The sequence below is a fragment of the Meridianimarinicoccus marinus genome, from assembly GCF_040689105.1.
GTDB lineage: Bacteria > Pseudomonadota > Alphaproteobacteria > Rhodobacterales > Rhodobacteraceae > Meridianimarinicoccus > Meridianimarinicoccus marinus.
Map to the genome: position 1 here is coordinate 150,740 of NZ_JBFBVU010000007.1, position 14,119 is coordinate 164,858.

11 protein-coding genes are annotated in these 14,119 nt (G+C 64.3%); 6 read left to right on the forward strand and 5 right to left on the reverse strand.

Annotated elements, in window-relative coordinates:
• Positions 1–12: 12 nt before the first annotated feature.
• The gene (edd, locus tag AB0T83_RS08160; RefSeq protein ID WP_366192534.1) at positions 13–1,830 is read left to right on the forward strand and encodes a phosphogluconate dehydratase; all 1,818 of its coding nucleotides are present in this window, start codon (positions 13–15) and stop codon (positions 1,828–1,830) included.
• A 14-nt stretch (positions 1,831–1,844) separates the two neighbouring features.
• Complete coding sequence (gene eda, locus AB0T83_RS08165) at positions 1,845–2,489, forward strand: bifunctional 4-hydroxy-2-oxoglutarate aldolase/2-dehydro-3-deoxy-phosphogluconate aldolase (protein WP_366192535.1); 645 nt, start codon at positions 1,845–1,847, stop codon at positions 2,487–2,489.
• On the opposite strand, the gene AB0T83_RS08170 is transcribed toward eda, so the two are convergent.
• Both AB0T83_RS08170 and AB0T83_RS08175 read right to left on the reverse strand, forming a co-directional pair.
• Positions 2,482–2,766 (reverse strand): hypothetical protein, encoded by a 285-nt coding sequence (locus tag AB0T83_RS08170; protein ID WP_366192536.1) that lies wholly within the window; start codon positions 2,764–2,766, stop codon positions 2,482–2,484. The genes eda and AB0T83_RS08170 overlap by 8 nt on opposite strands.
• Before the next feature lie 30 nt (positions 2,767–2,796).
• Entirely contained in the window at positions 2,797–5,589 is a 2,793-nt protein-coding gene (locus tag AB0T83_RS08175) for a [protein-PII] uridylyltransferase family protein (protein WP_366192537.1), read from the reverse strand.
• A 185-nt stretch (positions 5,590–5,774) separates the two neighbouring features.
• Between AB0T83_RS08175 and AB0T83_RS08180 the strand changes: the two genes are divergently transcribed.
• The 3 genes from AB0T83_RS08180 to AB0T83_RS08190 all read left to right on the forward strand — a co-directional run bounded on the left by AB0T83_RS08180 (position 5,775) and on the right by AB0T83_RS08190 (position 7,600).
• Positions 5,775–6,161: a DUF2852 domain-containing protein gene (locus AB0T83_RS08180; protein ID WP_366192538.1), complete on the forward strand. Its 387-nt coding sequence runs from the start codon at positions 5,775–5,777 to the stop codon at positions 6,159–6,161.
• A 57-nt stretch (positions 6,162–6,218) separates the two neighbouring features.
• Positions 6,219–6,686, forward strand: a complete 468-nt coding sequence (locus tag AB0T83_RS08185) for an RDD family protein (RefSeq protein WP_366192539.1) — start codon at positions 6,219–6,221, stop codon at positions 6,684–6,686.
• 77 nt (positions 6,687–6,763) lie between these two features.
• Complete coding sequence (locus AB0T83_RS08190) at positions 6,764–7,600, forward strand: arginyltransferase (RefSeq protein WP_366192540.1); 837 nt, start codon at positions 6,764–6,766, stop codon at positions 7,598–7,600.
• Positions 7,601–7,768: 168 nt separating this feature from the next.
• Here the strand turns inward: AB0T83_RS08190 and AB0T83_RS08195 are convergent, their stop codons facing one another.
• The 3 genes from AB0T83_RS08195 to AB0T83_RS08205 all read right to left on the reverse strand — a co-directional run bounded on the left by AB0T83_RS08195 (position 7,769) and on the right by AB0T83_RS08205 (position 12,218).
• A complete protein-coding gene (locus AB0T83_RS08195; protein WP_366192541.1) occupies positions 7,769–10,123 on the reverse strand; it encodes a TRAP transporter large permease in 2,355 nt (784 codons plus the stop codon).
• 14 nt (positions 10,124–10,137) lie between these two features.
• Positions 10,138–11,034, reverse strand: coding sequence for a TRAP transporter small permease subunit (locus AB0T83_RS08200; protein ID WP_366192542.1), 897 nt, complete (start codon positions 11,032–11,034; stop codon positions 10,138–10,140).
• Positions 11,035–11,126: 92 nt separating this feature from the next.
• Complete coding sequence (locus AB0T83_RS08205; RefSeq protein ID WP_366192543.1) at positions 11,127–12,218, reverse strand: TRAP transporter substrate-binding protein; 1,092 nt, start codon at positions 12,216–12,218, stop codon at positions 11,127–11,129.
• A gap of 407 nt (positions 12,219–12,625) precedes the next feature.
• Here AB0T83_RS08205 and AB0T83_RS08210 point away from each other — a divergent pair, with 407 nt between their 5' ends.
• Positions 12,626–13,972, forward strand: a complete 1,347-nt coding sequence (locus AB0T83_RS08210; protein WP_366192544.1) for an HlyC/CorC family transporter — start codon at positions 12,626–12,628, stop codon at positions 13,970–13,972.
• Positions 13,973–14,119: the final 147 nt, after the last annotated feature.

Consider the following 14,119-nt stretch of genomic DNA (forward strand, 5'->3'; position numbering starts at 1 on the left):
CCGGGAGGTCCCATGGCCCTACATCCAATCGTCGAGAAAGTCACAGACCGGATCCGTACCCGCAGTGACAAGCCCCGCAGCGCTTATCTGGCCCGGATGCGCGCCGCCGCCGAGGATGGCCCGGCGCGCGCGCATCTGACCTGCGGCAACCAGGCCCATGCCTATGCGGCGATGGGCGACCAGAAGGCCAGGCTGGCCGGGACGCGGGCCCCCAACCTGGGCATCGTCACCGCCTATAACGACATGCTGTCGGCACATCAGCCGTTCGAAACCTTCCCCGAACTGATCCGCCGCACGGCACACGCTGCCGGGGCAACGGCGCAGGTGGCGGGCGGGGTTCCGGCCATGTGTGACGGTGTCACGCAAGGTCAGCCCGGCATGGAGCTCTCGCTGTTTTCGCGCGATGTGATCGCCATGGCGGCGGGCGTCGCGCTGTCGCACAACACCTATGACGCAGCGGCCTATCTGGGCGTCTGCGACAAGATCGTGCCCGGGCTGATCATGGCCGCGGCCACCTTCGGCCATATCCCGGCAATCTTCATTCCCGCCGGTCCTATGACCAGCGGTCTGCCCAACGATGAAAAGGCCCGTGTCCGCAACCAGTTCGCTACCGGCGAAGTGGGCCGCGACAAGCTGATGGAGGCCGAGATGGCCTCGTACCACGGGCCGGGCACCTGCACCTTCTACGGCACCGCCAACACCAACCAGATGCTGATGGAGTTCATGGGGCTGCACCTGCCCGGCTCCAGCTTCGTGAACCCGAACACGCCGCTGCGCGAGGCGCTGACCGTGGCCGCGACCGAGCGGGCGCTGGCGATCACCGCCCTTGGCAACGCCTATACCCCGGCCTGCGACGTGCTGGACGAGCGTGCTTTCGTCAACGGCATCGTCGGGCTGATGGCCACGGGCGGCTCGACCAACCTTGTGATCCACCTTCCCGCCATGGCGCGCGCCGCCGGGGTGGTGCTGGATCTTGAGGATTTCGCGGAGCTGTCCGAGATCACGCCGCTGCTGGCCAAGGTCTATCCAAACGGTCTGGCGGATGTAAACCATTTCCACGCCGCCGGCGGGCTGGGCTACATGATCGGCCAGTTGCTGGAAGCCGGGTTGCTGCATGACGACACCAAGACCGTCGCCGGTGATGGGCTGGATCTGTACACGCAGGAGCCGCAGCTTTCCGACGGCGCCCTGACGTGGAACAAGGGCGCGGGCCAAAGCCTGAACGACAAGATCCTGCGCCCCGCCACCGATCCCTTCCAGAAATCCGGTGGGCTGAAGCAGCTTGCGGGCAACCTCGGGCGCGGCGTCATGAAGGTCTCGGCCGTGGCACCCGAGCGCCGCGTCATCGAAGCCCGCGCGCGGGTGTTTCAGGATCAGGGCTCGGTCAAGGCTGCCTTCCAGGCGGGCGAGTTCACCGAGGACACCATTGTGGTCGTCCGCTTCCAGGGCCCCAAGGCCAACGGCATGCCGGAACTGCACAACCTGACCCCGACCCTCAGCGTGCTTCAGGATCGCGGGCTGAAGGTGGCGCTGGTCACCGACGGGCGCATGTCCGGGGCATCGGGCAAGGTGCCCGCCTGCATCCATGTCACGCCCGAGGCCACCGAAGGCGGCCTTCTGGCGCGCATTGCCGATGGCGACCTGATCCGCGTCGATGCCGAGGCCGGGGTGCTGGAGGTGCTCACCGAGGGCGTCGCCGACCGACCCGCCGAAACGCCCGACCTGTCGGCCAATGGGTTCGGCCTGGGGCGCGAGTTGTTTTCGGCCTTCCGTGCCAATGTTGGACCCGCTACATCCGGGGCCAGTGTGGCTGTGCCAGCCGACAGTTAATCGAAGGACACGACATGACCCCCCAAATCGCAAGCGAACGTCTGATCGCCGTGGCCCGCAAGGCGCCGATCATCCCTGTATTGGTGGTCTCGGACGCCGGGCGCGCCGCCGATCTGGCGCAGGCTCTGGTCGCCGGTGGGCTTTATGCGCTGGAAGTCACCCTGCGCACGCCGCAGGCGCTGGACGCGATGCGCGCCATGTCCGAGGTGCCGGGCGCCATCGTCGGCGCGGGCACCGTGCTGACGCCGGATGACGCGCGCCGCGCGCAGGACGCGGGCGCGACCTTCGCGGTGTCGCCCGGATCGACCGACAAGGTGCTGGATGTCTGCGAGGCCATCGATCTGGCCATGCTGCCCGGCGCCGCCACTGCGACCGAGGCGCTGTACCTGCTGGAACGCGGCTACAGTTTCCAGAAGTTCTTCCCCGCCGAGGCCATCGGCGGCGCGCCGGCGCTGAAATCGCTGGCCGGGCCCCTGCCGCAGATCACCTTCTGCCCGACCGGCGGCGTGTCACTGGCCAATGCCAACAGCTATCTGTCGCTGCCCAACACGGTCTGCGCCGGTGGCTCGTGGGTGGCCCCGGCCGATCTGGTGGCGAAGGGCGACTGGGACGGCATCACCAAGCTGGCCGCCGAAGCCGCGGCCCTGGAAGTCAGCTAGCCCCCGGCACCCGCGCGGCCCGTCCGCCGCGCCGCCGGGGCTGCTCGGTCCCGGCCACCGCCTCGCGCAGAACCCCGGTCATCGGATGATCGGGGTTTTCCGTTGCATGGATCTGTAAAAGCTGCTGCGCGACAGAGGCGGCTTCCACCCCGTCGGGCAGGGACAAGGCCCAGTCAAAAAAGATCGCCCGGCAGTCTGCTGCGGTGATGCCGTCGATCTGGTAGCTGTCCGCGATCAGGTTCTTGGGATCGCGCGGGTCGCGTGTCATCGGTGCCATGGCGGGTGTTTACCGGTCACACAGCGAGAGTCACGCCACATCCGCGCCCTCCCCGGCATTGATTGCGACATCGATGATGCCCGCTGCCGTCGTGGTGGCCGCGTCCAGCGCCACCTCCAGCGCTTCCAGATCGTCGCATTTGCCATCCCGCAGCAGCATCGCCAACCCGCCCTGCCCCAGCCGTGACGGCTCCAGCCCCCGGCCGGTCAACAGGCGCGCCACGGATTTCACCGCGGCCAGCAGGGTGCCGATCTCCAGCAGCTTGGCGCGCGCTTCGGGCGAGGCCAGATCGGTCTCCAGCCGCAGTTGCGCCGCGCTGGCGGTTTCGGGATCTCCGGCCAGAAGCGCGATGGCTTGCCCGAACAACTCGATATCCTGCAAGCCACCCGGCCCGTTCGACACGTCCCACACGCCCGAGCGCGGCTTGGCCTCGGACAACCGCCGCCGCATGTCGGCCAGATCGCGCAGAACCTTGGCCCGATCCTGCGGCTCGGCCAGCAGCTTGCAGCGGAAGTCTTCGAACGCTTCTCCCAGCCCCTCGTTCCCGGCCACCACCCTTGCGCGGGTCAGGGCCAGATGCTCCCAGGTCCAGGCTTCCTTGCGCTGATAGGTCTGGAACGAGGCCCAGGACGCCGCCGCCGGTCCCTGACGCCCCGAGGGCCGCAACCGCATATCGACCTCATACAGCGTGCCCGCCGCCGTCTGCGCCGACAGCGAGGTTACCAGCGCCTTGGTCAACCGCGCGAAATAGGTGCGCGCCTCCAGCGGACGCTTGCCGTCGGATTGTGCATCGACCGGCGCATCGTAGATCACGATCAGATCCAGATCGGACCGCGCCCCCAGCTTGCGCGCGCCCAGCGATCCCATGCCCAGAACGATCGCGCGGCTGCCCGGCACCGCCCCGTGCTTGCGTGCAAACTCGGCACAGGTCGCCTGCCACATGCCCTGCACCACCGCCTCGGCCAGATCCGAATACTCCGCCGCCGCCTCATCCGGGCTGATCAACCCGCGCAGGTGATGCACGCCAATGCGGAAATGCCAGTCCTTCTGCCAATGGCGCGTGGTGTCCAGACGCAACTCATAATCCAGGTCGGGGTTGTCGAGCAGCGCCGTCAATTCCTCGGTCAACCGGGTGCTGCCGGGCCAGGCATCGAAGAAGTCCCCACCGATGACCGCGTCCAGCACGCCGGAATTGTTGGATAGATATTGCGCCAGCGCCGGCGCGGTGGAGCTGATATCGACCATCAGATCAATCAGTTGCGGATTGGCCTCGAACAGGGAAAACACCTGAACTCCGGCAGGTAACCCCCTGAGAAATCCGTCGAATTGCAAGATCGCGCCATCCGGATCGGCGGCACGCTGAAAGCCGGCCAGAAGCTTGGGCAGAATCCGGGCAAAGATTTCCTGCGCCCGTTCCGAGCGCAGCGCGGGGTAGCTCTTCCAGCGGTCCACCACTTTTTCCGCCGTGCCGGTCATCTCGGGCAGCAAGGACTCCGCGCGCTCGGGGGCGAAGAATTCCTCGGTCAGTGCATAAACACGTTCGAAGCGTTCACGCAGAGTGTCCTTCAACTGCGCCACATCCCCGCCGCCGGTGAAATCGGCCAGCCGTTGCCAGCCGTCCTCGGCCGATGGCAGTGCGTGGGTCTGGGCATCCTGCACCATTTGCAAGCGATGCTCCATCTCACGCAGGGCAAGATAGTCGGCGTCCAAAGTCGTCGCGACATCAGTGGTCACCCAGCCCTTTTCCGCCAGCGCGGCCAGCCCGCGACGGGTTTCGCGCATTCGCAACTCCGGATCGCGGCCCCCGGCGATCAACTGCCGGGTCTGGGTGAAGAACTCGATCTCGCGAATGCCGCCAGGGCTGAGCTTGACGTTGCGCCCGTCCAGAGACTCCGACGCCCGGCCCTTCTGCGCCCGGATCTTCAGGCGCATGTCCTGCGCTTCGTGAATCGTCGCGAAATCCAGATGACGCCGCCAGATGAACGGGCGGATGTCCTTCAGGAACCGGTGGCCGGCCTTCAGATCGCCGGCACAGGGGCGCGCCTTCACATAGGCGGCGCGCTCCCACGCCCGGCCAAGCGCCTCGTAATACCGTTCCGCCGCCGTGATCGACACCACCACCGGCGTCACCGAAGGGTCAGGCCGCAACCGCAGATCGGTGCGAAACACATAGCCGTCGCCGGTGTTGTCCGACAACAGCCCCATCGCCTGCCGCACCGCCTTGATGAAGATGGCGCGCGCCTCCATCACGTCGGGACCGTCGAAACGGCTGTCATCGAACAGGCAGATCAGGTCGATATCCGAAGAATAGTTCAACTCGAACGCGCCCATCTTGCCCATGGCCAGCACGGTCAGCCCGGCGGCGTGATCCAGATCGTCCAGCGACTGGCCGGGGATCTTGCCCCGCGTCAGCGGCTGGATCAGGGCAGATTTCAGGGCCACATCGGTGCCCCGGTCCGCCAGTTGCGTCAGGGCACCGGTGACAGCATCCAGCCCCCAGACACCGCCCAGATCCGCCAGACCGGTCAGCAGGGCCACCCGTTGCTTGGCCAGCCGCAAGGCCTTGCCGGTGTCCGATGCCGGTCCCGGTTGCAAGGCGGCGATTTCGGCCGCGATCACCGCGGCGGGATCCTGGTCCAGCGCCGTCTCCAACCAATCGCGGTGCCGGGTCATGAGACCGGCCAGATAGGGGCTGCATCCGGCGGTGCCGCACAGCAGTTCGCGGGTGCGTCCGCTGGCCCAGCCAAGATGCGACAGGGCATCCTGCGCCAGAACAGTGTCATGGGGAATCGGCGCGCGGGTGATCTGGTCTGCAAAGGTCATGGGCGGAGCCTGTCGTCTCGCCGCGCCGGGGTCAACGCACCGCAAGGTCACGGCATGCAGCATCCACCGTGCTGCAGATGCGAATGTAAAAAGTTTTCACATGAACCCTTGAAGCAGCGCCTGGCGCACCCAATCTATTCAATGTGAAGACAGTTCACATACACACAACCAACACGGAGATCCCGATGAGCACCGTTGCAACCTGGCCCTCGGCCGCAGAAACCTGGCTCGATCAGCGCGGCAAAGGCGCCTGGATCGCGGCCATGATCCTCGGCTTCATTGTCTTCTGGCCCATTGGCCTCGCCCTTCTCGCCTATATGATCTGGAGCAAACGCATGTTTGGGAAATGTTCCCGCCACACCCGCACCGCAACCTATGCTTTCAAGTCTTCGGGCAACAGCGCCTTTGACGCCTACAAGGCCGAGACCCTGCGCCGCCTGGAAGAAGAACAGGACAGCTTCCAGGAGTTCCTGAAGCGTCTGCGCGAAGCCAAGGACAAGGCCGAATTCGACCAGTTCATGGACGAACGTGTCCGCACGGCGGCCGCCCCCGCAGCGCCCGAAAGCGCCTGACGCCCTTCACGGGCCCCCTGCCGGGGGCCCTTGCCTTTTCTTCGCGGACCGATTGCAATGACACCCATGATTCAACCCGACACCGCACTTTGGGGCCTGCCCGATCCGGACACCCATGGCGATTTCTATGCCGACACCACGATCAAGCGGTTTTTCGCGTGGCTCGTCGACACCATCCTGATCCTGGGGCTCAGCCTGCTGGCGATCCCGTTCACCGCCTTCACGGGACTGTTCTTCTTCGGCTTCCTGTTTCTGGCGGTAGGGCTGGTCTATCGGATCTGGGCCATGTCGAGCCGATCTGCCACCCCCGGCATGCGCCTGATGGCGATCGAGTTCCGCAACAGCCGGGGGGAGCGCTTCGACACCGCCACCGCCACCCTGCACGTGCTGATGTTTTATTTCATGACCACCTTCTTCGTGCTCCAGATCATCTCGATCATCCTGATGCTGACGTCGTCGCGCGGTCAGGGCCTGCATGACATGCTGCTGGGCACCGCCGCCATCAACCGGTCGCGCAAACCCTGAACCTGTGGTGCGTCTTTAGGGGGCTTGGCGGTTTCATTCGGGATTGCTAGGCTCCTTCGAAACCACCCGAGGAGCCCATGCGCCACACGCTTCCCATCGCCCCGCAGTTCTATGTGACTGCGCCGCAGCCGTGCCCCTATCTGGACGGGCGCATGGAACGGAAGCTGTTCACGGCCCTGCAGGGCGAAAACGCCGAAACCCTGAACGACACGCTGTCCAAGCAGGGCTTTCGCCGCTCACAGAATGTGCTTTACCGGCCTTCCTGCGCGGAATGCACCGCCTGCATGTCGGCGCGCATCCGGGTCGCGGATTTCGAGCCCAGCCGCGCGCAACGCAAGACCCTGCGTCGCAATTCAGACCTGAAGCGCCGGGCCAATTCCCCCTGGGCCACCGAAGAGCAGTTCTCGCTCTTCCGCCGCTATCTGGACACGCGCCACGCCGATGGCGGCATGGCCGACATGGACATCTTCGAATTCGCCGCAATGATCGAGGAAACCCCGATCCGGTCGCGCGTCATCGAATACGAGGTTCGGGAATCGCCGAACCTGGTGCGCGGCGACCTCAAGGCCGTTTGCCTGACCGATGTGCTGGATGACGGGCTGAGCCTTGTCTATTCCTTCTACCAGCCCGGTGAAAACCGCCGCTCGCTGGGCACCCATGTCATCCTGGATCACATCGAGATCGCCCGCGAAAGCGGCCTGCCCTATGTCTACCTGGGCTACTGGGTGCCGGGCAGCCCGAAGATGGGCTACAAGGCCGGGTTCAGCGCGCTCGAGGTCTACAAGCACGGGGTTTGGCAGGATATCGGCGACCCCGAAAGCCACGAGACCGAGACCCATCCGCTGTCGGTTGATCCCATTGCCGAACAGGTGGCCCGCATTTCCCTGCCCGACAGCCTGCCGATCAAGCGTTAGGGCCGTCCGCGCGCGCCAGTTTCCCACTTTCCCACGCCTCCCCCACACCCCGGTTTCGGGGTATTTTCATGCCTGAGCACACGACAACGGCTCCACGAAAAGGCCGCCCCCGAAGGGGCGGCCATGGTTCGTACTGGCCGGGGCGCACGGCCCCGGGTCGCGCTCAGATCAGTTCAACAGGTTCGGCACGATGGTGACCACGCTGGGGAACAGCCACAGCAGGCCCAGTCCCGCCACCTGGATCAGCACGAAGGGCAGAACCCCCTTGTAGATGTCGCTGGTGGCGACCTCGGGCGGCGCCACGCCGCGCAGGTAGAACAGCGCGAAGCCGAAGGGCGGCGTCAGGAAGCTGGTCTGCAGGTTCACCGCGATCATGATGGTGACCCACTTGGGATCCATCGTGCCGCCATAGATCACCGGCCCGACGATCGGGATCACGATGTAGATGATCTCGAGGAAGTCCAGCACGAAGCCCAGGATGAACAGCACCAGCATCACCAGCAGGAAGACGACAAGTTCGTTGTCGAAGCTGCGCAGGAATTGCTGGATGTAGTGTTCCCCCCCAAAGGAGATCACCACGAGGTTCAGCACCTGGCTGCCGATCAGGATGGTGAAGACCATCGAGGTCACCTTGGCCGTTTCACGCACCACCGGGGTCAGCACACCGCCCCGCAGCAGCACCCAGCAGCTGTAGAGAATGCCGAACAGGGCAAAGTGATAGGCCAGAAGTGCGACGATGAAGGCGATGTATTCCTCGAACATCACTTCCGAACGGGTGATCCGCAGGTCGAAGTTCACCCCCACGAGGATCATCAGCACGATGGCGAAGGACGCCCAGATGATCATCTTGCCCGACTTGTTGTCATCGCGCAGCTTGCGGTAGGCCGCCAGCATGATCGCGCCCGACGCCCCCAGGGCTGCCGCCGGGGTCGGGTTGGTGATCCCGCCCAGGATGGAGCCCAGCACCGCGATGATCAGAATCAGCGGCGGGAAGACCACGCGCAGAAGCTCGTTCTTCGACAGCCGGGTGATGGCCTCGCGGCACCCATAGGCGATCAGCAGCAGCGGGATCAGCAGCAGCAGGAAGCTGGCCCCCTCCGATGTCGTCGGGCTGATCAGGAACCAATCCACCACGAAGGCCAGCCCCACACCCGCCAGGCCGATGGCCAGCGGCGTCGGATTGGCGGTCGGCGCCACGCCACGGGCGGTGGTCAGAACCAGCGCCAGCAGGATGAACATGGTGGCCAGACCCGAACTGATCGGCGCGGCATTGGTGATCTTCTCGACCCGGGCCGTTTCGATCTCTTCTGCGCTCAGCGCGCGGCTGGCCTGCGCCCCGCCCGAAGCCTCGATGGCCTCTTGCTGCTCGATGGCCAGGTCCCATTTCTCCTGACCGTGCAGCTCGATCATCGACGCCTGACATTGTTCAGACACGCTGGTTCGCAGGACCGCGGATTCAGAAGCATCCGAATAGCTGTCAACGGTGATGTCCTGTGAGCCGACGATCCCGACCTGCGCCAGCAGGATGGCGCCGCCGATCAGGGCGATGGGCATGCCCAGGAACCAGGTCAGACCTTCGTTGCGGGTGATGATCTCGCCGCCTTCGGCATCGGCGATCTCGACCGGCGGTGCGTGCCGCGGATCGTACAGGGCAAAGCCCAGGGCATAGACCGCGTAGAGGCCCGCCAGCAGGATGCCCGGCAGGATCGCCGCCTGGAACAGCGTGCCGACAGACACCACGGCGGCTTCGCCCAGATAGGTCAGCGCATCGGAACACCCGGCCGCCTGGGCCCGTGTTTCCTGCGCGGCCGAATACAGGTCGCCCGCCAGCGTGCCCAGCAGAACGATCACGATCGACGGTGGAATGATCTGCCCCAGTGTGCCCGAGGCGGCAATGACGCCGGTGGCCAGCGAGGGCGAATACCCGTTGCGCAGCATGGTGGGCAGCGACAGCAGCCCCATGGTCACCACGGTCGCGCCGACGATCCCGGTCGAGGCGGCCAGGAAGGCGCCCACGACCACGACCGACACCGCCAGACCGCCGGGCATCGGCCCGAAGACCCGCGCCATGGTGGTCAGCAGATCGTTGGCAATGCGTGAGCGTTCCAGCGTGATGCCCATCATCACGAACATCAGCACCGCCAGCAGCGTTTCGATCGACTGGCCGGCAAACACGCGTTCGTTCATGCGGTTCACGATGAACGACAGGTTGCGGTCCACGGCCTGTTCCCAGCCGCCCGGGAACAGGGACTGGTCGACCAATGGCAAGTCCGGGTATCGGAAATGCGATATGTTGATCTGGTTGACGCCATTGGCGATCAACGCGCGATAGGCATCGCTTGAGGTGTCCACCGCCTGGTGGATCAGCAGCCCGGCACTGTCCAGCGCGGCAATGATGCCGAAAGACAGAACCCCGGCGCCGCCGATGGCAAAGGCCACCGGGAAGCCGGTCATGATGCCTCCGAAGAGACAGAAGAATACGATGATCAGACCGACCTCGACTCCATCAAGTCCAAATAGCATGGGTCAGGGTCCCCTCAGAAGGATTCATGAAAATGCTCGGGCAGATCGTCGCCCAGCACGTCCTCGTCATGGTACCGTCCGTCGGCGTCTTCGCCTTCGATCAGTTCCAGAAGATTGCGATAGAAGAAGGCCATGGCCTGGATCAGCATCATGACGACGAAGGCCATGATCAGCACCTTGAACAGGAAGTAGGCGTTGAAGCCGTTCGGCGAGAAGCCGATGGTTTCCACGTTCCATTTCACGATCCGTGCCTTGCGCATCAGCATTTCGATCTTGTCGCTGGCCGATATCTTCGGGGTGATCAGGTGCCGCCACAGGAAGAACCAGGCGTACATCCACGTCAGCGTCAGCACCGGGATCATGAAGATCAGGCAGCCGATCATGTCGATGATCTTCTTGGTGCGGCGCGAGACCGAGCCATAGACCAGGTCCACCCGCACATGGCCGCCCTGGATGAAGGTATAGGCGCAGCACAGGGCCACGATCATGGCGTTGTAAAGCTTCAGTTCCTCGGCGTACCAGCTGAGGTCCTTGGTAAAAACGGTCCCGAACGGACCGATGGAAATCTCGGATACAAGGAAGATCCGTTGCAAAAAGACGATCAGCGTTTGCTGCAGCACCATCAGCAGGCCGGCCCAGGCGAAGAAGCGCCCGACGGTGTTGCCGAACCATTCCGCGCCGCGCACATAGCCCCAGAGCACGCTGTTGCGCCACAACCCGACGGCTGTCAGCACAAGGAAAGCGGTGAGGATAACGAAGAAGAGCTGGGTCGACCCACCGTAATAGGCGAACCGCATGATCGCTTCGGTGTCGGCCCAGTTCAGCCAGAGCCCGGGATGGGTCACGGCATAACCGAAATTATAAAAGGCTGTCCCGATATTGGTGACAACCCATAGGATACCGTCCAGCATCGTCCTCTCCCCGCTGCGGGCCCTTGTCCCGGACCTCGCCTTTACACAAAGGCCCACCCCCCTGCGCGGGGGGCGGGCCGGTTCTGATCAGGTCAGGTTCTGGAGCCCAGCACCCGGTCCCGCTGGTTGCGATAGGTGGCGTCGGACTTGGAAATCCAGCCCGAAGACGCCGCCATCGATTCGACATAGGCGTCGTAGGTTTCCTTAAAGATGTCATCGCCCATGAACTCTTCATAGACCTGCATCGACGCGGCACCGAAGGCATCCCAGACACTGTCGGGGAATTCCAGAACCTTGACGCCCGACGACGCCAGACGCTGCAGCGCCGAGCCGTTGTTCATCAGGTACTGGTGCAGGTTCCAGTGGTCGGCAGCGGCGGCACCGATTTCGATGGCGGCCTTCTGCTGCTGGGTCAGGCTGTCGAAGACTTCAAGGTTGGTGGCCAGCGACAGACCTGCCGACGGCTCGTGGAAGCCAGCGGTGTAGTAGAACTTGGTGATCTCCTGGAAGCCCACCTTCTCGTCCGACCACGGGCCAACCCATTCGGTGCCGTCGATGGCGCCCGAGGCCAGCGCCTGGTAGATTTCGCCGCCCGGCAGGTTCTGCACCGACACGCCCATGTGGCCCAGGGCGCGGCCGCCCAGACCCGGCATGCGGAACTTGAGGCCCTGGAAGTCTTCCGGCCCGGTGATTTCCTTGGTGAACCAGCCACCCGACTGCGCGCCGGTGTTGCCGGCCATGAACGACTTCAGACCGAAGATCTCACCCAGAGCGTGGTGCATTTCCATGCCGCCGCCGTGGTAGTACCAGTTGTTGTGCTCGGTCGCGGTCATGCCGAAAGGCACACCGGTGTAGAAGGCGAAGGCGGGGTGCTGGTTGACGAAGTAATAGTCAGCGCCGTGGTACATGTCGGCCTGACCGGCGGTCACGGCGTCGAACACTTCGAAGGCTCCGACAAGTTCGCCCGCGTGCTTGACGTCGACGGTCAGCGACCCTTCGGTCAACGCGTTGATGTTTGCTGCGGCGCGGTCGGCGGCATCAGCCAGACCTGCAAAGCCGCGCGGCCAGGTGGTGACCATGGTCAGCGTGCGGTTGCCTTGCGCGTAAAGCGGCGCGGCCAGCGAGGATGCGGCGGCGGCGGTGCCACCCAGTGCGGAGTTCTTCAGAAAAGAGCGACGGTTCATTCGGTATGGACCTCCCATTGATTATTAACCCACGAAGCGCGAACCCACGCCGCAGGCGGTGACGGGAGACTAGCGAATTAGGGGCCGGAGGCAATTGCCTACTGAACAAATTGAACAGGGTTTACGGTTCGTAAGCAATCAAATGTTGCGTTGCCGCGGTGCAGCGGATGAAGATTGCAGGCGTCCGTCCGACCGCGCCCGAAACTAACCTAGGGTCACCCGGCGCGATCGGCGTGCCTCCCCGGCACCCGATGATTCGATTACCGGGCCCATCGGTGCCGTGGTCGCGGGGTGTCGGGTCGCGCCCCTGCCCGCCCTCCGCCCGGCGTGCCAAGCGGATGGCAGCCATCTTGCGGCCTGCGGTTCCTATGCCCATAAGACGGCAAACGCACGGAGGCTTCAGCACCATGAGCGACGGGACAATGGGTCTTGACCTAGCATTCTGGATCACCGCCGGGGCGGTGTTCTTTCTCCTTGCCTGCTCGGCCTTCTTCTCGGGCTCGGAAACCGCGCTGACGGCCTCGTCCCGTGGCAAGCTGCGCAACCAGGCCGATGCCGGATCGAAGGGGGCCGCCACCGCGCTGAAGCTGACCGAAGACAGCGAACGTCTGATCGGCGGCATCCTTCTGGGCAACAACCTGGCCAATATCCTTGCCACATCGCTGACCACGGCGCTGTTCACCAAGTATCTGGGCGAAGGCGGCGTGGCGATGGCAACGCTGGTCATGACCCTGCTGGTCCTGGTCTTTGCCGAGGTCTTGCCCAAGACCTACGCGATTTCCCAGTCCGAGCGCGCGGCGGCGCTGGCGGCGCCGGCGATCAACGTGATCGTGACACTGCTGTCGCCGGCCGTGTCGGTGGTGCGTTTCATCGTGCGCGCGGTCCTGCGCGTGTTCGGCGTGCGGATCGATCCGGGCCGCAACATCCTTTCGGTGCGTGAAGAAATCATCGGCACCCTGACCCTGGGGCATCACGAAGGCGTGGTGCAAAAGGAAGATCGCGACCGGCTTCTGGGGGCGCTGGATCTGGGCGACCGCACAGTGGAAGAGGTCATGCGCCACCGTTCGGACATCGAGATGATCGACGTGACCAAGCCGGTGCCCGAGATCATCGCGCAGGCGCTGCAATCCCAGCACACCCGCTTGCCGGTGTTCCGCAACGATCCCGAGAATATCGTCGGTGTGATCCACGCCAAGGATCTGCTGCGCGCCGCTTTGGACACGGTCGGCGACGAGGGCACCATCAAGGAACCCTCGCATGTGCTGGACTTCGACATCATGTCGGTGACCCGCAAACCATATTTCGTGCCGGAAACCACCACGCTGGACGACCAGATGCGCCACTTCCTGAAACGGCACACGCATTTCGCGCTGGTGGTGGATGAATACGGCGATCTTCAGGGGCTGGTGACGCTGGAGGACATCCTTGAAGAGATCGTCGGCGAGATCACCGATGAATTCGACGACAGCGCCGCGGACATGATCCATCGCGATGTGGACGGCAAGTTCATCATTGACGGTGCCATGACCATCCGCGACCTGAACCGGGCCCGCGACTGGTCCCTGCCCGATGACGAGGCCAACACCATCGCCGGACTGGTGATCCACGAGGCCCAGATGATCCCGGTCGTCGGCCAGGTGTTCGTCTTCCACGGCTTCCGCTTCGAGATCCTGGCGCGGGAAAACAACCGCATCACCCAGATCAAGATGTCTGTGGCCCGAACGAAACCGGAACGAACGGCTACCGAGCGTTAACTTTTTCGTGCCAGTCTGGATCTTGTCGGGGCCGGTCTTGACCGCTCTCGGCATTTTCCTCCCTGTTGGACTGGCCGCGCCTCTGGCGCGGCCTTTTTTTTACTTTAGTTTTTGCAGTAATTGGCTGTTGACGCATGATCCGAGTCG